General features: G+C 62.3%; 15 protein-coding genes and 2 tRNA genes. 10 read left to right on the forward strand and 7 right to left on the reverse strand.

The annotated features are described in order from the left end of the window. Positions 1–247: 247 nt before the first annotated feature. The 6 genes from RCAS_RS08620 to RCAS_RS08645 all read right to left on the reverse strand — a co-directional run bounded on the left by RCAS_RS08620 (position 248) and on the right by RCAS_RS08645 (position 12,357). Complete coding sequence (locus RCAS_RS08620; protein ID WP_012120203.1) at positions 248–1,258, reverse strand: SAF domain-containing protein; 1,011 nt, start codon at positions 1,256–1,258, stop codon at positions 248–250. A gap of 156 nt (positions 1,259–1,414) precedes the next feature. Continuing rightward, entirely contained in the window at positions 1,415–3,967 is a 2,553-nt protein-coding gene (locus RCAS_RS08625; protein ID WP_012120204.1) for a Kelch repeat-containing protein, read from the reverse strand. A gap of 125 nt (positions 3,968–4,092) precedes the next feature. Further along, positions 4,093–6,573 (reverse strand): VWA domain-containing protein, encoded by a 2,481-nt coding sequence (locus RCAS_RS08630; RefSeq protein ID WP_012120205.1) that lies wholly within the window; start codon positions 6,571–6,573, stop codon positions 4,093–4,095. 139 nt (positions 6,574–6,712) lie between these two features. Further along, a complete protein-coding gene (locus RCAS_RS08635; protein WP_012120206.1) occupies positions 6,713–8,467 on the reverse strand; it encodes a PA14 domain-containing protein in 1,755 nt (584 codons plus the stop codon). A gap of 31 nt (positions 8,468–8,498) precedes the next feature. Continuing rightward, positions 8,499–9,026: a TadE/TadG family type IV pilus assembly protein gene (locus RCAS_RS08640; RefSeq protein ID WP_012120207.1), complete on the reverse strand. Its 528-nt coding sequence runs from the start codon at positions 9,024–9,026 to the stop codon at positions 8,499–8,501. Positions 9,027–9,162: 136 nt separating this feature from the next. After that, entirely contained in the window at positions 9,163–12,357 is a 3,195-nt protein-coding gene (locus RCAS_RS08645) for a glycosyltransferase family protein (RefSeq protein ID WP_012120208.1), read from the reverse strand. 326 nt (positions 12,358–12,683) lie between these two features. Here RCAS_RS08645 and topA point away from each other — a divergent pair, with 326 nt between their 5' ends. From topA to RCAS_RS08685, 9 genes are all read left to right on the forward strand, one after another. Further along, positions 12,684–15,314, forward strand: coding sequence for a type I DNA topoisomerase (topA, locus tag RCAS_RS08650; RefSeq protein WP_232280209.1), 2,631 nt, complete (start codon positions 12,684–12,686; stop codon positions 15,312–15,314). A 544-nt stretch (positions 15,315–15,858) separates the two neighbouring features. Further along, a complete protein-coding gene (locus tag RCAS_RS08655; RefSeq protein ID WP_012120210.1) occupies positions 15,859–16,527 on the forward strand; it encodes a ComEA family DNA-binding protein in 669 nt (222 codons plus the stop codon). A gap of 14 nt (positions 16,528–16,541) precedes the next feature. Beyond that, the gene (pyk, locus tag RCAS_RS08660) at positions 16,542–17,963 is read left to right on the forward strand and encodes a pyruvate kinase (RefSeq protein WP_041330460.1); all 1,422 of its coding nucleotides are present in this window, start codon (positions 16,542–16,544) and stop codon (positions 17,961–17,963) included. 114 nt (positions 17,964–18,077) lie between these two features. Further along, positions 18,078–18,233 (forward strand): hypothetical protein, encoded by a 156-nt coding sequence (locus tag RCAS_RS25070; RefSeq protein ID WP_157042592.1) that lies wholly within the window; start codon positions 18,078–18,080, stop codon positions 18,231–18,233. Between the two features lie 7 nt (positions 18,234–18,240). After that, positions 18,241–18,513 carry a hypothetical protein gene (locus tag RCAS_RS08665; RefSeq protein WP_012120212.1) on the forward strand — a complete coding sequence of 91 codons (273 nt, stop codon included), beginning with the start codon at positions 18,241–18,243 and terminating at the stop codon, positions 18,511–18,513. Continuing rightward, on the forward strand, positions 18,500–19,918 hold the full coding sequence (locus RCAS_RS08670) for a hypothetical protein (RefSeq protein ID WP_232280210.1): 1,419 nt from the start codon (positions 18,500–18,502) through the stop codon (positions 19,916–19,918). Before RCAS_RS08665 ends, RCAS_RS08670 begins: the two co-directional genes overlap by 14 nt. A 529-nt stretch (positions 19,919–20,447) precedes the next feature. After that, the gene (locus RCAS_RS08675; protein WP_041330462.1) at positions 20,448–20,660 is read left to right on the forward strand and encodes a hypothetical protein; all 213 of its coding nucleotides are present in this window, start codon (positions 20,448–20,450) and stop codon (positions 20,658–20,660) included. 617 nt (positions 20,661–21,277) lie between these two features. After that, positions 21,278–21,354 (forward strand) — tRNA-Ile (locus RCAS_RS08680). 43 nt (positions 21,355–21,397) lie between these two features. After that, positions 21,398–21,473 (forward strand) — tRNA-Ala (locus RCAS_RS08685). Between the two features lie 205 nt (positions 21,474–21,678). Here the strand turns inward: RCAS_RS08685 and RCAS_RS08690 are convergent. Continuing rightward, positions 21,679–22,914, reverse strand: a complete 1,236-nt coding sequence (locus RCAS_RS08690; RefSeq protein ID WP_012120214.1) for an amino acid ABC transporter substrate-binding protein — start codon at positions 22,912–22,914, stop codon at positions 21,679–21,681. 479 nt (positions 22,915–23,393) lie between these two features. Between RCAS_RS08690 and RCAS_RS08700 the strand changes: the two genes are divergently transcribed. Beyond that, positions 23,394–24,764: a dipeptidase gene (locus RCAS_RS08700; RefSeq protein WP_012120215.1), complete on the forward strand. Its 1,371-nt coding sequence runs from the start codon at positions 23,394–23,396 to the stop codon at positions 24,762–24,764. Positions 24,765–24,925: the final 161 nt, after the last annotated feature.

A 24,925-nucleotide genomic window follows, 5' to 3' on the forward strand; every position in this document is an offset into this window, starting at 1 on the left:
TCTCACTTGTAAGCGTTGCCTGTCGTGTTGCGTGCTACACCCGTTGCCCGGAGGTGGGGCGCACCCCCCGGCTGCTTATTTGTATTATACCAATGACCTGTGCACATCCGGCATGGTCACCCCGAGTAGCGCGAGGGGTCGTGCGCGACCTGCGCAGATTCCTCGCTGCGCGCGGAATGACACGCATGCGGCATCGTCAAGCGTCATTGGTATTATACCCCGTTCTCTACCATGATGCAGTCGGTGTTTATGGCTGCGGGAACGACGTTGGCGTCGGGCGCGCCGGTCCCGGCGTGATTTCTTCCGGCGCCAGCGCCAGCGGTTGCAGCGGCTCGGGCAACGGCAACCCGTAGCGACTGGTCAGCAGGCGCAACGTGATGCCGGTCGTCTCCTCGATGTCGCCATCGTCGCGCCCGCGCAGTACCAGTGTAATCTGCGGCTTCGGGTCCTGCTGATCGAGCGTGAACTTGACGATTTCGGCTTCCTGGTCGGTCATTGCCAGCAGGAGAATCCACTGCGCCCCCGGCACATACGTATCGCCCTGTTGCTGGGCGCTCGATGGCGGCGGCGCCGGCTCCCCCTGCGCTCCGCCAGGCGTCGGCGTGCCGGTGTCCTGCGGAATGGCAGGCTTCAGGACACGCAGCACCTGCACGTTCTGCACCATGGTTTTCGTGACGCGATCCACAAGGGTTTCTTCGATTGGCGTGACGACCAACTGCCCGGTCTCCGGGTCGGTGGTCAGCGATGGTCGAATGATCAATCGGCGGATTTCATAGGTCATCACCAGGTCCACCGAGTCACCCGGACGGATCTGATCGGCGACGCCGGTCAGGTTGCCGACTTCGAGCGGAAACACTTTGTTGCGCGGCGCGTCGATTGTGTCGGGAGGGGGCACCTGAAACGACAGCCCGGCGTCGGTCAGGTCGCGTGCGCGGATGATTTCCGTCGCGTTGAGCGCCCGCAGGGTCACTTTCGTCGTCAGTTCACCGACGCTGGTGAAATACTGATCGGGCGCGGCGTTGTACTCCGGCTCGGGAATGTCGCGCAGCGTCAGCAATGTCTCGGTGTCGGTCAGCACCGTGTTCGCCGGAATATCGACACGCGCGGCGACGACTTTGCGGAGTGGCACCGGGGTCGGCTCCTGTGGCAGAGCGGTTGTCTCAGGCGCCGGCGGGGTCTGGAAAAAGAAGAAGAAGAGCAGCGCTGCAGCTGCGGCAATCACTACGCCGAGCAGCAGCAGGAGACCTCCTCGCCTCATGGGGGCGTGCCTTTCTTTCAGCAAGACGATGCGGCCATAACCACTTGTAAGCGATTATAGCACACGAGATCAAGCCCTGATAAGTCTCGCAGTGCATCAATATCTTGACAGATCGAACGTTGAACGTTCCAGGCGAAACGTTCAACGTTCAACCAACTAGCGCATGACGAGCGGTAGGAAGACACGGGTGGGCGGTTCGTCCGGCGGCGGCGCGGGTCCGTCTGGTGGCGGTGCGCCGCCGGCGACGAAGGGCACGTCGAAGATGGCGCTCACGTTGTTCAATTCTGCCGGATGGTTGCCGTCCGCCGCGTCCGACTCGTAGACCAGTCCTTTCAGGTCGGTGTGCGAGTCGGCCACCAGAATGACTTTGTATGTTCCGCTGCCCTGATCGAAGAAATCGCGCAAGATTTTGCCGGTGTTGTTTCTGGCGTTCGTCGCGGCGGAGACGCACCCATCGATGCCCACCGTCTTGATGTCGCTCCAGCGGAATGTTTCGGCAATGGTAAAGGTGACATCCTTCTGCATTACCCATTTCGGGATTTGCAGACAGGCGCGGTGGTACGGCGCGAGCGCCGGGTTGCTCAGGCTGTTGCCGCCTGGCGCAAACAGCGGCAGCGTCGGCATGATCGGCGTGACGCCCGGCGGGAAGATGAAGACATCGACGTAGAATGTGCCCTCCGGGTTGCATCCCGGTTGCGAAGCATGGCACACATTCGCCGGTTGGGTCGGCGGGTTGATCTGGTTCTGGTTGCGCAGACGCACCTCAACCCCTCGCGTGGTGTTGTCGGCGTTCTGGGTCGTGGTGACGGCGTTGTTGGGCCAGTTGAGGTCCGGGTTGCCGGGAATGATGACTTCCATGCCAAGGCGCAAGAGCACCGGCGAAGCGTTCTGCGCCGTGCCGCGCGTAAAGGTGGCGCGGTACTGGAAGCAGTTGCCCGGCGGCAATCGTTGACCCTCGCCATATTCTTGCGTATTGATTGCATACGCAGCGCCGGATGGATTGAATTTCGAGAAGCGCCCGCTCCCCGCGTCAGGGTCTCTCACTTCGCTCCACCCGCCTTCGGTGTCGTTGCAGTTGCCGCTCGATGGCGAGTAGACGCGGTATTCGAGCCGGATGTCGCCGCCGTTCGCCGCATCAATGTTGGTCAGCCACGTCATCTTGCGCACGGTCGCCTGCTGCTCATTGACCAGGTCGAGCATTGAGAAGGGCTTCGAGTAGTAGTAGCCGGTCGTCGGGTAGAAGGTCTGGTCGTCGCTGGGTCCGATGGTTGCGCGGAACACCTGACTGGAAGGTGCACTGCCGTCCGTCCCGCCGATCAGATATGCGAAGGCGTAGTTCGGATTGCTCGTCGGCACGAGCACGACACCCGGGTTGCGCCGTCCGGGAGCGGCAGAGGACGGCAGCGCGCCGAAATCGTCCTGATAGAAGTTGAGCGTCCCGTCCTTGAAGAGACCAAGATTGGTCGGATCGATATACGACGCATACCCGTTACGATTGATTGTGCCGCCGGTGCGCCCGCCGATGACATAGATCGAGCCGTTGAACTCGACGGCGCCGTGACCGTTGCGGTTGGCAGGGAGCACGGCGTTTCCTCCGGTCGTGCTGTCCTCCCACGTGATCGCGCCGGTGGTCGGATTGATCACTCCCTTGAGGACGGTGTTCGTGTCGAGGTTCTCATTGCTGGCGTTATTTCGCCCGCCGTAGATGAAGAACATATCCTGAACGGTTCCGTCGTCTTTGGTGTAACGCCCGACGGTCACGGCAGTATCGCTCACCCCCGCCGGCAATGACGTCTGGCTCCAGGTGCGATTGTTGCTGCCGAGACTCAGGCTGCCGTCGGCGTTGATCTCGGCGTAGTAGACGACGTTTGACATTGTCGGAGGGGTAGGTCCTGCCTGATCTTTGATCCCGCCGACGACGTAGAGGAAGGTTTTGCCTGCGGTGGTTGTATGCACGAACGCGCGCGCGCCTTCAAGCCCGACAGTGGCAGGTAGACGGTAAGGCGATGACGGGTTGCGCCACGTCAGGTTGCCGTTCGTATCAACATCGCCGACCAGCACCGAGTTGCTGGAAAACGTGCTGCCGGGGGCCACTGCGCCGCCGATGACGTACAGATTGCCGGCATTGCCGCCAGTGCGTCGCGCGGCGACGGCGGCGTTGGTGCGCGCTGAGAGCGAGTTATTGTACGGTGCCGTATCCCAGTGGCTGACCGATGGCAACGGTGTGGACGTCGCCCACGTAATCACGCCGGCGCCGGGTTGCCCATAGTTGGTGTTGACCGTGCCGCGGTAGACGGTATCGTGGTAGGTCGTTCCACCTGCTGATGATCCGCCAACCACCCAGATCGTATTGCCGATCACCGCCGCGCCGACTTCGGTGCGCGCCGCCGGGAGCGGGCTATCCGGGATTTGCCCCCAGCGGAGAGCGCGAATGGCGGCGAGCGCCAGTGCGCCCTGACTGCCGGTTTTGGCGCCGGCGTAAGGTTCGGTCACCTGCCCGGGAATCGGATCGTTATTGAGAGTCGAAGGCACGACCGACGTTAGAATGCGCGCGCCGGCGCCAAACTCCGGTTGCGTATCATCGAGCGCCACAAACCTGATCACACTGGCATCCGCCGGGGCGGACGGGATGATCGCGAGAGCAGTCAACAACGCAGCGATCAACATCAGCACGCGCATCGTGCCCGACAGACGGGTCGTATGAGTCATGCGCAAACCTCCCTTTAATACAGACACAAAACGCCAGGGTGCGGAGACGTTGCATGCAACGTCTTCGCACCCCAGTCGCTATGCTGTGCAACGTCTCATTCTAATCGTCAGGTTCGCCGGGCGTGTTACGACAATGCCGGGCAGACGCTGTCGTTCAGGTCGAGCGAGATCGGCACGCCGATGACGCCGCCGAGACTGCGACCGGCGCTGACCTGCACCGTGATTTCGGTCGTCACATCCGGTCCGCGCACCAGCAGTTCGTACTTATCGCGCGAGATACCATCCTGCGGCGCGCGATAGCCGAGCCAGGCGCGCAGCGTATACTGGCCCGGCGGAACGTTCGTGAACGCATACGACAGTTTGCGCGTGATCGGATCGGCCGTAATCCATGCCTCGCGCACATTGTTATTGGCATCGGTGAGCGTCACCTGTCCAACGATCCGATCGGTCAATTCCGGTCGCAGGTCGGTCGGCACCTCGGAGGGCGCCATCGAGTCGCGCAGTTCACCCTGGGATGGCGTACAATCGCCCTGGATCGCCGAAACCTGGATGTCGTCGAAAATCTGCTGCAACTCCTCGGACCGGTCGGCGCGCTTGACATAGTCCGGCTGGCTGGCGACGAGGTTCAGACCGGTCGCCTCGAATGTGCCGCTCAGCGCCACCACATAGACCGAACCGTCGCTGGGGCGGATATACGCCTCCTTGAGCGCCTGCGCCTCTGCGACCATCGCATTGAGCGGTCGCAGGCTGCCGTCCGGCAGCGGATCGCCCATCTGGCAACCGACGTTCTCAGCGCCCAACTGGCACCCCTCACCGTAGTTATTCTGCATACCATTGCGCAACACATTCGCCACACCGTCGGTCACGAAAATCACCACGCGGCGATACTTCATCCCGTTGGGCGCGCGTTCGGGAGCGTTGGCGAACACCTGGCTGGCGCGGGCAAAGGCGACGGCGCTGGGCGTTGCGCCTGCCGTCATATACGGATCGCCGTCCACCATACCGGCACTATTGATCGCCGCTTCCAATGTCGCGCGGTCATTCGTCCAACCGGCAGGCAGCACCTCGGTCAGGTCGTTCAACGCGCGATTATTGTCGCCGACGGCGCCGCTGCTGTTGACAAAGCTGCCCAGGCGTCCGCTGAAGGTCACGAGGCGCACGGTATCATACGGTCGGAGACCGCTCTGCCGATCCTGATCGATCTGTGCCACGAACGAGCGCAGCACCTGCTTCGCAGTATAGATCCGGCGTTCCTGCGCGTTGGGCCATGCCGTTTGCACCGAGACGCACCCTTGAGACGGGTTGGTGCAGAAGACGGTTTGCCCATTCTGCACGCCGCGCCCATCGAACGTCCACGACATCGAACCGGACACGTCGAGGATGAGTAGGAACTGCACCGGGCGATTGAGGTCCGGGTAGGTCTGATAGCGTGGCGTATAGGTCACGCTGCCGCCGACGGTGAAGTTGTTGGTTGGCGGCGCACCGGTGACGAGGTTGGCGCACTGCCCGCCTTCGCGCACGTAAGCCAGTTCCATCCAAGGACCGTCGGGCGCCCGCCCATCGGTATCCACACCGTAATCAACCAGCAGGAAGGCGCCAAAGCGCTCGAGGTAGTACGTCGGGTTGGAAAGACTGCCGTTATCGAAGCGATACATCGGCAGAGTCATCAGGGTGCGATTGCGCTTCAGCGTATCGAGTTGATTGATCACATTCGCATTGAAGGGATTGCCGCCGAAGACATTACCATACACCCAGTCCGCCGTGTTGATCGTATTCGGCTCGAACGGATAGGAGTCAGGGCGGGTCGGACCGTCCGTTCCGCTGGCGATTTCGGGCCAGGGCGCTTCGGCGTACCCCCGGCTATAGGTGCCGTCGCCGGTCAGCATCTCCGCAAGCGCATTGGCATTGCCGGCAGGGATGTCGTTGCGCCAGCGCAGCAGGCTAAACCCGCCATTCGGGTTGTTTTCGGTGCGCAGATAGAGGCGCTGATAGCGCAATTGAGCATAGGTCTCGTCTTCATAGAAGCCGTCGTAATTGGCGAACCCATACTCATCGAACATCGGCTGCCCGCCGACTGTCGTGCGCACACCGATGGGGTAGTATCCGGTGGCGCAGGCGCCGACGCTGGCGTATGCCGTAGCGCCGACCGGCAGGGTGCTCTGACCGAAGAGGCGCGCAAAGTAGGTATCGACATTGCCCTTGAGGTCGATCTGAATATACTTCACCCCCTGCGGACGTTGCGAGCCGCAGGCGCCGACGCGACTGCACGCGCCGGGGATCGGCGCGCCATCGCTTCCCAGGTAGAGCGCCTCGAACGCGCGGTCGCCGGGTTGCGGCGACTCGCCCGGCACGGTGACCTGGATGCCGTTCGAGCGAAGCGATTCATAGATCGCAAGGGCGACATCAGCATCGCGACCGCCGCTGATCAGGCGATTCATGCCCGCCAGCGACGCCGCGTTCGTGCCGCGCACGATGTTCCGCTGCTCGGCGTAGGTGACGCCGAGGTCGACAGCCAGGGCCGCCATGCCGACCAGCAATGCCAGAATGCCGGCGAGCAGGACGATATTCTGCCCTTCTGTCCTGTGATGAAGCAAACGTCTTTTCATACCGCCACCTCTTGTTCCTGTTCGTGTTGTTCTGATAACCGTGACGACCATCGTGCATGCGGCGCCGAAATCAGGCGCGCGGTCGGTATCGGGTTGCGCCCGGCGAAGCGGAAGGGACTCCGCCGGGCGTGGTTGATGCTTACGTTCCGGTGTCCGGCGTGCGCGACGGTGTGAGCGTCGGCGTGCGGGTTGGCGTATTCGTCGGCGTGCGCGACGGTGTGAGCGTCGGCGTGTGCGACGGTGTGAGCGTCGGCGTGCGGGTTGGCGTGTTCGTCGCCGGCGGCGTATTTGTCGGCGTATTGGTAATCGTCGGTGTCAGCGTGCGCGTCGGCGTGCGCGACGGCGTCGGCGTATTGGTAATCGTCGGTGTCAGCGTGCGCGTCGGCGTGCGCGACGGCGTCGGCGTATCGGTGCGCGTCGGCGTCAGCGTGCGCGTCGCGGTTGCCGGCGGTGAGCCGCTCGCATAGAGCCGTTGGATGGGGATGACCTGCTTCGGCACGTTCGCGTGCTGCCATGAGAGGATTGCGTTCTGGCTACCGGTCCACTCGAAGTACTCGACCGTAATGTTCACGCGCTGGCAGGCGGTCAGAGTGATCCTCCCGTTGGTTTCGCTATTCTTGGTGCGCCAGTCATTGATGATCTGCACGCCATTCACCCACACGCGCACGCCATCGTCGGTGTTAGCGTAGAAGGTGTACTCGCCGCTGAACAACGGCTCGACCTGCCCCGTCCAGCGCACCGAGAAGTAGTCGTTGCCGACGCCGGCGATGGGCGAGGTATCGCTCCGCGCCATATTGATATTCTCGAGGCGACTGGCGACCGGCGCGCCGGGGAAGAAGTTGGTCGTGCCAACGCTGCCGCCCGGCGTGTAGATGAAGTAGTCACCGCGCAGACCGTTGCCCGTGCCGCCAGCACATGGCGTCGGTGTGGGCGTAAACGTTGGCGTGCGCGTCGGCGTATTGGTGTTCGTCGGCGTATTGGTGTTCGTCGGCGTATTGGTGCGCGTCGGCGTATTGGTGCGCGTCGGCGTGTTGGTTGGTGTATTGGTTGTCGTCGGCGACGCCGTATTGGTTGGCGTGCGCGTCGGCGTATTCGTTGCAGTTGGAGTGGGCGTATCGGTTGGCGTTGGTGTTGGCGTATTGGTCTGCACCACCGGCGTGTTCGTCGGCGCGCCCGGCGAGACAAAGCCAGCGCGCAGCGGCATCACAAAGCGCGAACTGAGCGGCACTTTGTCGCCGAATGCGGGCGTGAAGCCAAAGACCGTGTTGTAGTCGGACTTCACAATCACGAAGACATAACACTGCCGGTTCGGATCCGCCAGATTTGCGCATGGCGTGGTATCGACATCGGCAACCAGGTCGTCGGCGCGATTGCCGTTGGCGTCCTCCGGTCCCAGCGGATTGCCGTTGAAGGGGAAGACGTCTTCAATCGCCTGCACCAGGATGTACTGGTCGATCAACCGGACATACCCGGCAGGCTGCGTTCCTTCGGGGATCAGTCCGGTGACCGGGTCGCCAATGGCGCGCCCATCACCGTTCTGATCGAGGAAGTACTGAAAATGATCGAGCACGCCGTCGCCGTTGGTATCTTCGGCGTCGGGAATGGCATCGCTGTTCAGGTCGTACATGTTGACGAAGTTGATGCCGCCGGTTGTGCCGGCTTCCTGGCGCACGCGCGCGCGGATCATAGTGTAGTCGAGGTCAACCGTCCCGTTCGGCTGAACGACCAGGTAGCGGCTGCCGTAGGTGGCGCCTTCCTGCGCTGCGGTGGTCAGCCCCTGCATATTGAAGAAGAGCAGACCGATATCGACCGCAGCCGCCAGCAGCAGCAGGATGAGCGTCGAGGCGATCACGAACTCGACGAGCGCCTGTCCAGGTTGAAATCGTCGTGCCATAGCGGTTCTCCCTCGCCTGTCATTCTGGTGGCTACGGTTGCGGTTCCGTACAGGCAATGCCATTAGCGAAATTAGGATTATTGCCCAAACTTTCGATGGTGCGCTGTGCCGTCACTTTGATGCGCATCGTGCCGTTGTCTCCCAGCATCGTGTTGATAAAACTGACGAGCGGCGTCAGCGGCTCGATCACATAGTCGATCCGCACCTCGATGGTTCCCCCAAGGCGTCGCGGGTTGGGGTCGAGCGTGTTCGGATACAGGATCGTCACCTGATTGGCATCGACCGGAAAGAAGCCGGTCGAGTCGTTGGTGACCTCCAGGATGCGTTGCACGCAAGGGTCTTCCAGCCAGCGCGGATCGCCCGCGCCGCGCAACGCCAGCCGCGACTCGTAGGGCGGCAGTTGCGACGCGACTTCCGCCCCCGCGCGCGCGGCGCTGAAGAGCGTCGAATAGCCCCAGATGTAGTAGCCGAGATCGACGATCGCAAACAGCAGCGCGAACAGGATCGGTGCGATCAACGCCATCTCAACCAGCGATTGACCTGTGGATCGCCTGGGCATGCTGAGTCCCTTCTGGAAACCCTATCCTTATCTGGCATTATAGAAGGCGGAGCATGTGCGCTCAATAGTCCGTTAGTCCTGAGACGGATCGAAGATTACGGTTTGATGACAACCGCCGCGCTGCAGGTCAGCGACTTTATCGAATGGGCGCGCTCCTCACCGCTAACGCGACAATCTGAACCCCAAGTCGGCGCGGATCATGGCTGGCGGGATCGTCGCGGGCGGGGATGAAGGGTGGGGTTTGCACCCGCAACAGGAGATGTCCGGTCGGTGAGCGCGGCAGATTGCGCGGGTCGGCGCTGAGTGTGATAGTGAGAGGTTCGGCGCCGGGGACGGTGCAGACCGGCGCGGTAAACGTCGCTTCATCGGTCGAGGAGCCAGGTTCGGCGGCGAGCGACAGGCAGGTTTCGCCGGGCAGCGTTGCGGGGCGCGCGCCGGCAGCAAGTGTTACGCTGATGGTGAGCGGCTCAGTCATCGGCGCCGGCAGGCGGAAGATCGCGTCGCCATCGGTCCAGGCGATCAGGCGGTCGCCGATGCGTTCGGCGCGGTAAACGCCGCGCACCTGATAGGCGTAGTCGTCGGGCGCGATGGTGAGCGCTGGCGGTTCCGCTGGCGTCGGTTCGTCGGGCAACAGGCGGTAGAGCGCAAAATCGAGGGTGAAGCGCTGAACGGCGGAGGGCTTGTGATCGGTCGGCTGTTCGTACTCTGGCAGGTCGACGTGCAGACGTCCAGCCGGTTCGAGTCGCCACTCTGGTAGCGCAATTGCGCCACTCGCGCCGATTGCCAGATACACCGGTCGTCCCTGGTCGTGCCAGCGGCGGATGTAGCGCGCCAGTTGCGGCGCGTATCGTCCGGGGTCGCGGCTTTTTAGCGCAAATGCGTCAATACCGAAGGCGAAGGTGAGCGGTGTGGCAAGCAGGTCGGGGATGTCGCGCGCCTGTGCGAAGGAAGGCGCACCGCCGCGCATGAGGACAATTGCGCCGGGATCGAACTGCCCTGCCATAGCGCCGATCTGATCGAGCGCGCCAGCGTATTCAGTGTGACGGTAGATCGGTCTGCCTGTAACGACCAGAAACAGAACGAGGACGAGAGTGAGGATGAGACGGGAAAACGTGGAACGTGGAATGTGGAACGTTGAGGGTTGAACGTTGAACGAGAGGCGAGCGATGGCGTAGGCGGCGCCGATGGCGAATGCGGGATACACGTGCGGCACGTAGCGGCGCATAATATAGATGTAGTGCTGGTCGCTGGTTCCGTAGGTCAGTCGCAGGAACACGACCGACGCAACAGCGGCGATGACCAGAAACAACCAGGAGGTCGAGTTGGCGCGATAGGCGAGGAGCGCCAGTCCGATGAGCGCGAGCGCGATGCCCGGCGGCGAAAGATACCATCCCAGGCGCACCAGGTTCGCCTGCGCTGCGCCGAACAGATCGCGCAGCACGTAGCGGTCGCAAGCGCGGAGGGTTGCCAGCATCTCAGGCGGAACGTCGGTTTCGTCGAGCAAGCCGTCTCGAAGAACCTCCGGTATGGTGCGTCCATCGGCAGTTGGCGGCAACGTGGAGCGCCGCAGCGCGATACAGGCGTCCAGCGGCGGAGCGGCGCGCCCGCGCACAGCGCCAATGGCGCGGTCGAACCACGCGGCGAGCGGGTCCACATAGGCTGGCGTCGCAATTGGCGCGCCGACATACCCCTGGAGCGTCAGGCATGCCCCCTGCGGGTTCGTCAGTTGTTCAGGGGCAAGGCATGCGGGGAGCGCGGTGATGACCGGCAGCGACAGAATCTGCGGACGGATCAGGTACGCATATCCACCGATCCCGATGATGGCAATTGCCGCAACCAGACGCAACGGACGGTTCAGGCGCACCAGCAGCGGCGAGACGCGGGCGATCAGGTTCAGGCGGCGGATTGCGACCAGGGCGGCCACAACCACGACAACGACCAGCGCCTCGATGCCGATACGGGTCCAGTTCAGCGGCGCATCGGCAGTCGGCGGCATGCCGGCAATCGGCGGGCAGGGCTGCATCGTCAGGCGCGAGCAGGGGCGCAACAGGTAAACCTGACGCAGCGTTGGAGTGAGGAATGGCAGGGCGAATGCCGCAGTAAGGGCAAAATCCTGGAGGCGGGCGAAGAGCGTATCGAAAAAATAGGCGCGCGCCAGGAATGCGATGTGCAACCCGGCGTGCAGCACCATCGCTCCGATGCCCGCCAGCAGCGCGGTATGCGGCAGCGTCCAGCGACGCGCGAGCCAGGCGTGCAGCAGGTAGAGCGCCACCGGACCGAGAACCAGGAAGAATTCGATGCGCGTCAGCGCGAGTTGCCCGAATGCCAGCCCCGCGAGGAGGGCGAGGAGCATGGTGCGTTGAACGTTTGCCATCGAATGTCCAAATGCGGCGGCAAAGGCGTAGAGTCCGGCAAAGACAAGGAACTGCGCGGCGGTTTCGGCGGTCGTATAGCGGCTGAACCAGACCTGCACGGCATTGAGCGTCAGGAAGAGCGCCGCCACGAGCGCAACCCACGGACCGGCGAGGCGACGGGTGAGCATGGCGACGCTCCAGATGCCGAGCAGACCGGTGACGGCGGGCGCGAGTAATCCGGCGCGCAATCCGAAGAACGCAGCGATCAGTCCAATCCATGCCGGGAAGAGGTGGAACCCCTGCGGCACGACGCGCCCGCGCGCCAGGTCTCCCTGGTCGATGAAGAAGCCGGCAGCGCGCAGGCGTGTGGCGATAAACCGTTGCGGATTCTGCACGCCTAGGAAGTTGGTTTCCGCCTGACGCGCTGCATCGGCAATCTCAGGATCGGACGACTGCTGATCGGCGGCGATCTGCGCCACCACTGAATCGGTGAAGGTAAGTGAACCGGTGCGCGCCATAATGAACCCGGCGTTGGCATACACGCCAGCATCGCGCACGCCAATGATCGTCTCGAAGGGGCGAGAAACGAGGAGAGCGAAAACGAGAAGGAGGACCACAAGGAGGAGGGATGTTGAACGTTCCCGTAGAGGCAGTGCAGTGCACTGCCTGACCCAGGCAATGCACCGCCTCCACACATCTGCTGGCGTGGTCGGAGTGTTGGGCGCGTGGCGGCGACCGATCCGCAGAGCGATAAGGCAAAGAACGGCAATGATAGCGGCGTGCAGCAGCGCGGAGAAGGCGCCGATCTGCGCCAGGGTGAACGCCAGCCATCCGTTGAGCAACGCACCGATCAGCGCATACTCAAAATATCGCTCGAGCGGATCATCGGCGCGGCATGCGACAGGCAGCGCGTGAGCGATGATCGCGCCGATCAAGATGAGCGTCAGAACAATGAATATGAGAATGACAATCGTCACAGATGATCACGTAAGGGCAGGTCTGAGACCTGCCCGCCCCGCACCCTGGCAAGTCCCCGTAGTCCCCGTAAGGGCAGGTCTGAGACCTGCCCCTACTACTACCTACCGTGCCATGGCAGGTCCCCGTAAGGGCAGGTCTGAGACCTGCCCCTACTACTACCTACCGTGCCATGGCAGGTCTCCGACCGGCCCCCACCGTGCCCTGGCGGGGCTCCGACCTGTCCCCACCGTGCCCTGGCAGGTCTCCCAAGCGTCGCATTATAGCACGCGCCGGATGCGCTCTTGACAAGCCGATCAGCAGCCTCTATAGTGGCACGGATAAAAGTTTGCAGGATTATCCGATTGCACGCTTATTTCTGACAGCGTCGTTACCTGTTGCAGCCAGCGCAGCGCTGTGCATCGCAGCAGCGCCATGCAGGGCGGGTATCGACCGGATGGGACGAGATATGGGTGAAAAACTGGTCATTGTTGAGTCGCCGGCGAAGGCGCGCACCATTCAGAAATACCTTGGGTCGGGGTATCGGGTCGAGGCGTCGATGGGGCATGTGCGCGATCTGCCGAAGAGCAACCTTGGCGTTGATCTCGAAGCCAACTTTGCGCCGGTGTACGAGATTTCGCCGGGCAAAGAGAAAATTATCGCGGCTCTGCGCAAATCAATCCGTCAGGCAGACGCTGTCTATCTGGCGACCGACCCGGACCGTGAGGGGGAAGCGATTGCCTGGCATATCACCGAGGCGGCGAAGATCCCACGTGATAAGCCGGTCTATCGGGTGGTCTTCACTGAAATCACGCCTGGCGCAGTGCGCAGCGCCATGGCGTCGCCGCGCGACATTGATCGGCGGTTGGTCGATGCGCAGCAGGCGCGGCGCGTGCTGGATCGCCTGGTCGGCTACAAACTGTCGCCGCTGTTGTGGGAGAAGGTGCGGCGGGGGTTGTCTGCGGGGCGGGTGCAATCGGTGGCAGTGCGCCTGATTGTCGAGCGCGAGCGCGAGATCGAGGCGTTCGTTCCGCAGGAGTACTGGACCATCGAAGCGGATCTGTTGAAACAGAACGCGAGTGATTCGCAGCGCGATGCCTTTCGCGCCATGCTGATCGAGCGCTCTGGAAAGAAACTCGAAAAGTTCGATATTGGCGCGAGCGATCAGGCGCAGGCGATTATTGCCGACCTGGAAGGCGCCGCCTACATTGTGCGCAAGGTGACGCGCCGTGATAAACGGCGCAGTCCGGCGCCGCCGTTTACGACCAGCACGTTGCAGCAGGAAGCCGGGCGCAAACTCGGTTTTTCCGCCAAGCGCACGATGGCGGTGGCACAGCAGTTGTACGAAGGGGTCGATATTGGCGGCGATGAGGGTCTGGTCGGTCTCATCACCTATATGCGCACCGATAGCGTCAATGTATCGCGTGAGGCGCAGGAAGAGGCGCGCAGGGTCATTCGTGAGCGATTTGGCGAGGCGTATCTGCCGGCAAAGCCGCCGGTCTACAAAACGAAAGCGAAAGGGGCGCAAGAGGCGCACGAAGCCATCCGCCCGACCCTCAGCCGCCGCACGCCGGAGCAGGTGCAACCATATCTGACGAGCGACCAGTATCGGCTGTACGATCTGATCTGGAAGCGGTTCGTCGCCAGCCAGATGGAAGCGGCGGTCTTCGATAGCACGGTGGTGGACATCGGCGCCGGTCGGGATATTGGTGGTCGCGGCGCGGGGAGCGACCCGTACACCTTCCGCGCGACCGGTTCGGTGCTGAAGTTCCCCGGTTTCCTGGCGGTTTACAACGTCAGCCTGGACGAAGGCGAGGAAGACGAGGATAGTGAGCGGCGGTTGCCGCTGCTGGAGGAAGGAGAGGCGCTCAATCTCTTGCAGTTGCTGCCGGTGCAACATTTTACCGAGCCACCGCCGCGCTTCACCGAAGCCAGCCTGGTCAAAGAACTGGAACGCCTGGGGATCGGGCGCCCCTCGACCTACGCGCCGACGATTTCGACCATCATTGAGCGCGAGTATGTAGAACTCGCCGACAAAAAACTCGTACCGACCACGCTTGGCAGAGTGGTGACCGATCTGCTGGTGGAACACTTCCCGAGCATTGTCGATTACGGCTTCACGTCCGAAATGGAGCAGCAACTCGACGATATTGCCGAGGGCGAAAAAGAGTGGGCGCCGGTGCTGCGCGCCTTCTACAGACCGTTCGAGCAAAAATTGGCTGAGGCGCAGCGCAGCATGCGCAATGTCAAGCGCGAAGAAATCCTGACCGATCTGACGTGCCCGCGCTGCAATCAGGGTCAATTGGCGGTCAAGTTTGGCAGGAATGGCGAATTTCTGGCGTGCAATCGCTACCCGGAGTGCGATTTCACCAGCGATTTCCATCGCGATAGCGATGGACGCATCGTGCTGGACGCGCCGGCGTCGCCGGAGACGAGCGATGTACTCTGCGATGTCTGCGGGCGACCGATGATACTCAAGAAGAGTCGTTTCGGTCCATTCCTGGGGTGCAGTGGATACCCGGAGTGCAAGAACACACGGCGTCTCGACAAACAGGGGAAACCGGCGCCGCTGCCGAAGGCGACCGGTGTGACCTGTCCGAAGTGCGGTCAGGGCGAATTGCTCGAACGGCGCGGCAAGTTTGGGCGACCATTCTTCGGATGCAACCGCTACCCGAAGTGTGACTACCTGGTCAATTCGCTGGATGAAGTCGCGCATTATACGCCTGACGCCAACGAAGCGTCGAAGCCGCAGGCGGAAGAACCGACGGCGACGGACGCAAAGGCGACTCCTGCCAGAAAACGGGTTAAGACCGATGCCAATGGCGCGGCGGCTGCCGGAAAACGGGTGAAAACCGATGCCAACGGCGCAGTTGCCGGGGAACCGATGAAAACGAAGGCGTCCGCCAATGGGAAACGGGCGAAAACCGGGACAAACGGCGCTGCAGCGGCGCCGCCAAAGAAACGGGGAACAGAGCGTTGAACGTTGAACGTGGGCAGGTCGAAGAGCGCCCCCGATCCTCTGAGGCGCGAGGGGCGAGGCACGAGGGGAGAGGGGAGCGGCGCGAGGCGAGCGGCAATGAGGTGTGAGGGGTAAGGCATGGCGGTTCCTGGTTCTCATACTCATGCGCGGTCATTCGTACAATACTGCCGGGGCGTGCAGCGGGACGTCAGGGCGCTGCGGGCTAAAGCCCTTGCTGAGGACGTGCAAGCCCCCTTGGGGCTGCTGATGCCAAGGCGCAGTCATGCGTCCACGACTGCCAACGCACGCTGTGGCTGGTTATGCCTTGCGAACCGGGTGCTCGAATATCTTGTCTGACTGACCACAAGTTAGTATCAGTTCTCGTAACCCCGACACAGATCCGGTAATGCAACAGGACGACGGCATTGCTCAGGAGTGGTGCAAAAGGCGACGAGCGTGAATGACCAACAGGTCGTTGTGCGGCGGTGCGTTTTCGGGATAATGGAACGAGAAGGGCGCGAAATTCGCGTCCTGGCGCGGCAATGATTATCCCGGGAGCGTGGTTGTGGAGTTGTTCAGTGAATTGATGCAGCGCAAGGCGCTGGTTGCAGCGGCGTTGCTCTTCGCCTTGGGAGCGGGCATCCTCGGGCAAACGGCGTTGGAGCGTCTGACTCCGCAGGGAGTGCAATCAGGACCCAACGAACCGGCGGCGGACGTTAGCGACGATACGTTTGTTGAAGACAGTCTTGACCAGGATGAGTCGGTGCGTCCAGCAACGCCGACACGAGTTGCATGTATCGTCGCTTACATAAGCGGCGCGGTTCGTGCGCCGGATGTCTATCAGTTGCCGGTTGGAGCAAGGGTAAAAGACCTGGTGTTGGCGGCGGGCGGGTTGAGCGACGATGCCGACATCGAGCGGATCAACCTGGCAGCCCCGATTGCTGATGGTCAGCACGTGCGGGTGCCGTGGATCGGCGATGGAGCGACGATGGCAGCAACAGCGCCGACGGAGAGTCCAGCGAGTGGCGAGTCGAGCGGATTAATCGATCTGAACCGTGCCACGGCAGCAGAACTTGATGCACTACCGGGTATCGGTAATGTGCTGGCGAACCGGATCGTCGAATGGCGCGAACGTGAGGGACCGTTTCAATCTGTGGATGATCTTGGCAAAGTGGAAGGTATCGGTCCCGCATTGCTGGCAAAACTGAAGCCGCTCGTGACCGTTGCCCCATGACAGAGCAGGAGCATATGCGCCGCACAAAAATTGTCGCAACGATCGGACCGGTCAGCAGCAGCCCTGAGATGATCGAGCGATTGCTGACCGCCGGGATGGATGTCGCGCGTCTCAACTTTTCCCACGGAACCCATGAAGAGCATGCTCAACGGATTCAGGTCTTGCGCGACATTGCAGCGCGCAAGGAGCGCCCCCTGGCGTTGCTCCAGGACCTGCAAGGACCAAAGATTCGCACCGGACCGCTGGTTGACCGCAAGCCGGTGATGCTGCGCGCCGGTGACCGGTTCACAATCACAACGCGGAACGTACCGGGCACAGCGAGTCTGGTCAGCACCACCTACGCCGCCCTGCCGCGCGATGTGCATCCCGGCGATCGGATTCTGATCTCCGACGGACTGATCGAAGCGCAGGTCGTGCGCGTTTCGGGCAGTGAGGTTGAGACCGAAATCGTGGTCGGCGGCGAACTGCGCGAAAACCAGGGCATCAACCTGCCCGGGGTCGAAGTCAGCGCACCGGCATTAACCGACAAAGACCGCAGCGACCTGCGGTTTGGTCTGGCGCATGGCGTCGATTACGTTGCGTTGTCATTCGTGCGCCGCGCGTCGGATCTGCTCGAAATCAAGGCGCAGATTACGGCTGCGGGCGCGTCTACGCCGGTGATTGCAAAGATCGAAAAGCCGGAAGCGCTGCGTGAATTTGAAGCCATTCTGGAAGCGGCGGACGGAATTATGGTCGCGCGTGGCGATCTGGGGGTCGAAATGCCGCCGGAGCAGGTGCCGATTGTGCAGAAGCAACTGATCGAAGCGGCGAACATGGCGGGCAAGCCGGTCATTACCGCAACGCAAATGCTCGATTCGATGATCCGCAACCCGCGCCCGACGCGCGCCGAGGCGAGCGATGTTGCCAATGCGATTATCGATGGGACAGACGCCGTAATGCTGAGCGGCGAAACGGCGACCGGCGCCTACCCCGTCGAGGCGGTGCGCATGATGGCGCGCATCGCGGATGTCACGGAAGCCAGCGGACGGCGCGGTGACCATAGTCACGAGTCCATCTGGCGCTTCCACGAGCAGCCGACCGTCGCAGCCGCGATCAGTGCTGCGGTGCATGCGATTGTTCAGACCTTGCCGGTAACCTCAATTGTGGCATTCACTATGAGCGGCAATACTGCCCGTCTGATAGCGCGACAGCGACCAAAGACGCCGATCTTCGCGTTCACTCCCTCAGAAGTGGTTTGCCGACGTTTGAACCTGATCTGGGGCGTGACGCCTATTCTCAGCCCCTATGTGGATCGGCTCGATGATCTGGAGAATGCAGTACGCAGCACACTGCTGGGGCTGGGGTACGCGCGACCCGGTGATCAGATTGCGATAACCGGTGGGCACCCGATTGCTGCGCGCGGCACGACGAACTTTGTGAAGGTGACACGGTTGTGAATTTCTCACCGGGTTTTTATCCTGTCCAATGCGCATGAGTGATATAGTGTCGAGGGATTATGTGATCGCTATACGACGGACGCATGTTTGGTCGTTGATGATAGGAATGCTTCTGTGCTGGAAACAGGATTGCCCGGATTATTGATTGTTCTGGCGCTGGCAGTTATCCTGTGCGGTCCTGCGCCATTTGTTCAGGGATGGAGATGGCTTCGGCGCAGAGCGCAGGAAATGGTACGTTCTGTGCGCTCGAAGTCGTTGCAGGAAGAATGAGCCGTCCATGCACCAGGCTTGTGCATTGCCGTGGCACACTGTCGTCCTACTCGTAGCAGTGGCGTTGCTGAGCATATTGATGGCATCGCCAGTTGCGCTGGCGGCTGAGCCGACGCCGACGCCCACCGTTGCTGTGGCGCGGGAAGACAACCTGGCAGGACCGCTGCTCGGGTTATCGCTGGCGATGGCGTCGAGTGCGCTGGCGGTGGGGATTGCCCTGGGGTTGCGGCGGCGCATCGATGAAATTGGCGAAGCAAGTGATGCGCGTGGACAGGAATAACGTGCAGGCGCGCTATGAAGTGCGGCACGGACGCCTGATGCGCCGTCTGGGGATTATTCTGGCGGTGTGGCTGGCAGCGGCAGGGGGTATGATGCCAGCGCCACTGATTTCACCGGCAGTGGCGCAGGAACCTTCGATGCCAGCGCCTGCCTCGGTTCCGCCCGATATGATGGGCATCGTCATCCGTGACCCCTGGTTCGATTTCGACACGAACCCCGCATTTCCCGGTCAGTCGAACAAGACCTTTCAGGATCGCATGGGGGCAGTGCTGGCGCAGATGGGGGTGCGTTGGGTGCGCCTCGACTTCCGAATCGCCGCACCGCTCGACGCGGATCCTCGGTTGCCGCCGGATTTTATCGAGCGCGAAATTGCCAGGAACGACTATTTTATCAACGAAGTTGCGCCCCGGTATGGCTTCAAGGTGCTCGGGTTGCTCAGTTTCGACCTGATCCAGGGCACGGATGCGCACGTGCTCAATACCGGTCCATTCACCGAAACGTCGATTTACGGCGGCGGTGTGAACCGCTACATGGACGAGTGGCTGACACGCGCGCTAATGATTGCCGACCGGTACGGCGAGCGGGTGGCGGCGTACCAGGTGCTGAATGAGCAGAACCGCCTGCCGCAGTACCTGCCTGGCGGACCGGCGGGTGATGGCATCGAACCGGTGATTGTTGCGCGGATGGTGACGAAACTCTACCGTTTTTGTCGCGGCATCCCGCCATTGCCGCGACCAGAGCGGTATGGGTGCGCCACTGCCGCGATCATTCTCGGCGGGTTGCACCCACGCGGCGCCACCGATGGATGGAGCGATCAGACGATCCTGACCGATGCCGATTACCTGAAGCAGATATATGCAAGCGAGCCGTTCCAGGGTTTCAGGGATGCCAATAGTCGCTGGCCCATCGATGGCATCGGGTATCACCCATACCCGGAAGAGATTCGTCTTTCGCCGAACGATGCGCTGGTCGATCGTGGGTTGAACCGGATGCGCGCGGCGCTGGTGGAGGCGGGTGATCCGAATGTGCCGTTCTGGATCACCGAGATCGGGTATAACGTCGGGTTCGATGTGGATGGACCGCGTGGACCGATGCCGCCGCAGACTGAGGCGGGGCAGGCAGCGTTTCTGCATGATGTCTACGTGTCGCTGGCGGCGCGCGGTGATGTGGCGCGCATCTTCTGGTTCAAGTACGAAGATTTCCCGCCAGCGGACGGACCGAATGCGCAGCGCTGGGGGTTGGTGCGCATTCCGTTTCGCGCGCCGCAGCCAGGCGAGAACTGCCCCGGCGGGGCATGCTATGCGGTCGATGGTGAACCGGAGCGCTGGCGTCCCGCCTATCTGATCTACCGCGAGATTGCCGGGTTGCCGGTGTATCGGCAACATTTCCCGATTATGGCGCGGTGAAGTGTTGGACGAAGCCAGAGACAACGCCCCCACTCGCCGGGGAATGGTGGGAGTGAATGGACGACAGACGCCTCCGCCCGACGCGGATATGTTTGCAGACCCTGCCCCCGTGTCGTTTAAGGGTGGACCGAACACTTGAGCGCACCCCGGCACGCCCACCGGGGGGACGGACCCGCGCGCGGCGGCGGTCTCCCCTCTCCCGCAGCGCGGGAGCGGGGCAGGGGGTGAGAGGATTGCTTCGCCGCCTGCGCCGGTGGCGCAGTGACCGCGCATCCCGGCACGTCTGCGAGGGGATGGCTTCGCCGCCTGCGGCGGCTCGCAATGACAGATTGCTTCGACCGGCTGCGCCGGTGGCGCAGTGATGAGATTGCTTCGACCGGCTGCGCCGGTGGCGCAGTGATGAGATTGCTTCGACCGGCTGCGCCGGTGGCGCAGTGACCGCGCATCCCGGCACGTCTGCGAGGGGATTGCTTCGCCGCCTGCGGCGGCTCGCAATGACAGATTGCTTCGCCGCCTGCGGCGGCTCGCAATGACAGATTGCTTCGACCGGCTGCGCCGGTGGCGCAGTGATGAGGTTGCTTCGACCGGCTGCGCCGGTCTCGCAATGACGGCGTGCTTCGACCGGCTGCGCCGGTGGCGCAGTGACCGCGCATCCCGGCACGTCTGCGAGGGGATTGCTTCGCCGCCTGCGGCGGCTCGCAATGACAGATTGCTTCGACCGGCTGCGCCGGTGGCGCAGTGATGAGGTTGCTTCGACCGGCTGCGCCGGTCTCGCAATGACGGCGAACACCGGCAGGGGGGACGGACCCGCGCGCGGCGGCGGTCTCCCCTCTGCCGCGTGCGGGAGCGGGGCAGAGGGTGAGGGTACAACGGCGCATCCCAACGCCATGTATGCCCGCTATGCTCATGCGTGCTGTCTGCCTTTGAACTCTGTGGCGCACCTGTGCGCGCTGGGGAATCGTGGGGATGAATGGACGACAGGCGCCTCTGCCCGACGCTGAAGCGTCGGGCTGCGCGAACAAAGGGCGCTGGTGCGCCCTGATGCCGTGTTGTCCGGGTGTCGGCGCCCTGTTGTAGTCCCGCGTGAGCGGGGCCTGTTGGTTCCGCATGGGCATGGATGCCCGTGCGCGGGGGGGGCGCCCGACGGCGTTGTCGTGGACCGGGGGCGAACCCCATGGATGCCCATGCGCGGGGGGCGCCCGCGTGGGTGTCGTCCGCTAGGAATGCGGCATATGCTGTCAATTCGTGCATGCACTCAATCCGACTCGCGCGCTTGACAGCGCCGCCGCAGCGTGGTATCTTATCGCCCTGTGAGCGAAAGGTGGCACATTTCGCGCGCGTGTGGTACAATACAGTCAGGGGCGTATAGCTCAGCAGGTTAGAGCGCGATCCTGATAAGATCGAGGTCGGTGGTTCGAGTCCACCTACGCCCACCAGAGTAGCAGAGAATTGAGACCTTCTCAATTCTCGCTTTGTTTCGGGGCGGTAGCTCAGTTGGGAGAGCGGCTGCTTTGCACGCAGCAGGTCCGGGGTTCGAATCCCCGTCGCTCCACCAGACGAACACGACGAAAACTGGAGCGGCGTCGCTCCAGTTTTTTCATTGCGCTACAGAGGTGCAGAGTGCGCAGATGGCGCCGGGGCGATGAACCGGCGTATCAGGGGTCTCCGATCCACTTGAGAGAACCATTGCTCTCTTTCCATGCCTCCTCGCGTTGAGGGGAGGACATTGCTCCCCTCCTTCAAGGGAAGAGACGCTCTGATCAACGAAACGGCGGGGAGGCAAGCACGCCGCCAGCGCCAAGGTTCCAGACTTTGTTCGGACCGCGATCCAGATTGATGACGGTGTTCGGTCCCAGGTTACGGTTGTAGATGTCGCCGTAGTTGCCGACCTGCTTGATAATCTGATAGGCGAAGTCGTTCGGCAACCCCAATCCCTCGCCGAAGTTTCCTTCCAGCCCTAGCAGCCGTTTGATACGCGGATCGGTCGTGCTGGCGCGCAGACGATCGACATTGCGCTGATCAACACGCAGTTCTTCGGCGTAAATCGTGGCAAAGACCGTCCAGCTGATCACGTCGAGCCACTGATTGTCGTCGCGGGCGATGACCGGACCGAGCGGCTCGCGTGAGATGCGGTCGCCGAGGATGATGTGGTCGGCGGGATTCTTGAGTTGCTGACGTTTGGCTGCCAGTTGTGAACTGTCGCTGGTCACTGCGTCGCACTCCCCTTCATCATACGCCGGGTAGAGTTCGTCTTCGCCATTGAGGACGCGGGCAGTGAACTGAATGCCGCGCGCGGCAAAGTCGTCGTTCAGGTTTTGCTCGCTGGTGGTGCCTTTCGCCACACAGATGACTTTGCCTGCGAGGTCTTCCAGTTTGGTGATCCGGTCCCTGATGCGCACCATGAAGGTCTGACCATCGTGGAAGGTGGTGGGACCGAATGCCAACCCGCTGATGTTGCGTCCAAGTGTCCATGTCGTGTTACGGAACAGGACATCGACGCGCCCTTCACGCACAGCATCGAACCGGTTGTTGGGTCCTGGTCCGGTGCCGAGCGCGACGAACTCCACTTTTGTGGCATCACCGAAGATGGCAGCAGCGACGGCGCGGCAGAAATCGACATCGAAGCCGCTCCACGCCTGGCGCACGTTGTCGTAGAAGCCGAACCCCGGCAGATCGGCGTTCGTTCCACAGATCAGATAGCCACGCTCTTTGACGCGCGCCAGGATTTTTTGCGGTGCGGGTGTGGGTGTGGGAGGCGCAGCAGTCGGTAGGACGGAGGTTGCCACCGGAGTGTCGGGTGGCGCAACTGTCGGCGATGGAACAATGTCTGTCGTCGGGGTCGCCTGACTCGGCGGTACGGGTGTGGCGGTTGCGATGAGGATGATCGGTGCAGGAGTGGGCTGGTTGCCGAGCAATCCGCCGAGATCGCCGCACCCGGCGAGAATGAGGGTCAGCAACAGAAGTGCGATTGTTCGAGCATTGGGTGACGTGTGCATGGGTCAGGGTTCCTCCTGTGGAATCTGTCGCGTGTCATGGTAGCACATTGCAGGGTGGAAGGTGGGATGGTCGTTACGTTACACGTTGCACGTTGCTCGTTGCGGGTGGGAAGGTGCGCCCGACCGGCAGGGGCGCATAGTAGGGGCACGCCGGTGGCGCGCCTGCGTATCGATGGCGCGCCTGCGTATCGATGGCGCGTCCGCGTGTCGGTGGCGTGCCCGCGCCAGTGGCGTGCCCCCGCCGATGGCGCGCCTGCGTATCGATGGCGCGTCCGCGTGTCGGTGGCGTGCCCGCGTGTCGATGGCTCCGCGCTCTCTGTGACTCTGTGGTTGATTAAGAATCGCCAGGAGAAGGGCGTACAGGCATTCGGGTCGTGGCTTGACATCAAGGTGGTCTGTGCCGATAATCTGACGTTATAGTCCCCAAACTGATGATTTTCGCCACAATTCTTTTTCTTGCAATCCACAGGAGGCGTCCAATGACCTGGCAGACATATCTGCGCGAACAGCAAGACCGGTTCCTTGCCGAGTTGCTCGATTTCCTGCACATTCCGAGTGTGTCGGCGCTGCCAGAGCACGCGGGTGATGTGCAGCGTGCGGCGGAGTGGGTGGCGGAACGGATGCGCACCGCCGGGATCGAGTCGGTGCAGATTTTGCCAACCGGCGGGCATCCCGTCGTGTATGGCGATTGGTTGCACGCGCCTGGAAAGCCAACGGTGCTGATCTATGGGCATTTCGATACGCAGCCTGCCGACCCGCTGGAGTTGTGGGAACATCCACCGTTCGAGCCGGTGGTGCGTGATGGACGGGTGTATGCGCGTGGCGCATCGGACGACAAGGGAAACATGCTGCCGCCGATCCTGGCAGTTGAGGCATTGTTGCGCACAACGGGCGCGCTGCCGGTGAATGTCCGCTTTCTCTTCGAGGGCCAGGAAGAGATCGGCAGCCCGCAGATTCCGGCATTTGTGAAGGCTCACCGCGAGATGCTGGCGTGCGACCTGGTGGTGAGCAGCGATGGCGGGCAGTGGAGCGAGACCGAGCCGGTCATCCTCACCGGTCTGCGCGGCGGATGTGGCGTACAGATCGATGTGCGCGGTCCGAACCGGGACCTCCATTCCGGCATTTACGGTGGCGCAGTGCAGAACCCGATCCATGCGCTGGCGTCCATTCTTGCGTCGATGCGCGGCGCCGACGGGCGCATTCTGGTCGAAGGGTTCTACGATGCGGTGCAACCGCTGACCGATGACGAGCGTCGGCGGTTCGCGTCGGCCCCCTTCGATGAAGCCGCATATATGGCGGACCTGGGAGTGACGGCATTGTGGGGAGAAGCCGGATACACTGTCTACGAACGCACCTGGGCGCGCCCCACGCTGGAGATCAATGGCGTCTGGGGCGGATTCCAGGGCGAGGGAGTGAAGACGGTCCTGCCGGCTGAGGCGCATGCCAAGATTACCTGCCGACTGGTCGCCAATCAGGACCCGGCGACGATTGTGGAGTTGATCAAGGCGCATGTGCAACAGCACACACCGCCAGGAGTCACGGTAGCGGTCACGCCGCTGAAATTTCTGGCGAAGCCGTACCTGATGCCATTCGATCATCCGGGAAACCGTGCCGCGCGCGATGTGCTGGTTCACATGTACGGACGCGAACCGTATGAAGTGCGTAGCGGCGGCAGTATTCCGATCTGCACTATCTTGCTGGACGAATTAGGGGTATACACGGTCAATTTCGCCTTCGCGTTAGAAGATGAGCGTCAGCACTCGCCGAACGAATTCTTCCGCCTGAGCAGTTTCCGTCGTGGGCAGGAGGGGTACTGCCTGTTGTTGGAGCGATTGGCGGATGTGGGGTAGGGGTTATGCTTCGCCGGGTGAGCGCACCCATTGGCACGTTTGGCGTGCGACACCGCTCAGTCGGGTGCGCTCACCCTCTGAGGCGGCATAGTCATCGGGCGCTGAAAACCAGCATTTGATAGTGCTAAAGAATCTGCACCGTCCCTATTCTGCGCTTCGCG

The sequence above is a fragment of the Roseiflexus castenholzii DSM 13941 genome (assembly GCF_000017805.1).
GTDB classification, from domain to species: Bacteria; Chloroflexota; Chloroflexia; order Chloroflexales; family Roseiflexaceae; genus Roseiflexus; species Roseiflexus castenholzii.

Coding starts and splice junctions, on each gene's coding strand:
- RCAS_RS08620 (WP_012120203.1), bottom strand. CDS start 1,258: ATGAGGCGAGGAGGTCTCCTGCTGCTGCTCGGCGTAGTGATTGCCGCA.
- RCAS_RS08625 (WP_012120204.1), bottom strand. CDS start 3,967: ATGACTCATACGACCCGTCTGTCGGGCACGATGCGCGTGCTGATGTTG.
- RCAS_RS08630 (WP_012120205.1), bottom strand. CDS start 6,573: ATGAAAAGACGTTTGCTTCATCACAGGACAGAAGGGCAGAATATCGTC.
- RCAS_RS08635 (WP_012120206.1), bottom strand. CDS start 8,467: ATGGCACGACGATTTCAACCTGGACAGGCGCTCGTCGAGTTCGTGATC.
- RCAS_RS08640 (WP_012120207.1), bottom strand. CDS start 9,026: ATGCCCAGGCGATCCACAGGTCAATCGCTGGTTGAGATGGCGTTGATC.
- pyk (WP_041330460.1), top strand. CDS start 16,542: ATGCGCCGCACAAAAATTGTCGCAACGATCGGACCGGTCAGCAGCAGC.
- RCAS_RS08665 (WP_012120212.1), top strand. CDS start 18,241: ATGCACCAGGCTTGTGCATTGCCGTGGCACACTGTCGTCCTACTCGTA.
- RCAS_RS08675 (WP_041330462.1), top strand. CDS start 20,448: ATGACAGATTGCTTCGACCGGCTGCGCCGGTGGCGCAGTGATGAGGTT.
- RCAS_RS08690 (WP_012120214.1), bottom strand. CDS start 22,914: ATGCACACGTCACCCAATGCTCGAACAATCGCACTTCTGTTGCTGACC.
- RCAS_RS08700 (WP_012120215.1), top strand. CDS start 23,394: ATGACCTGGCAGACATATCTGCGCGAACAGCAAGACCGGTTCCTTGCC.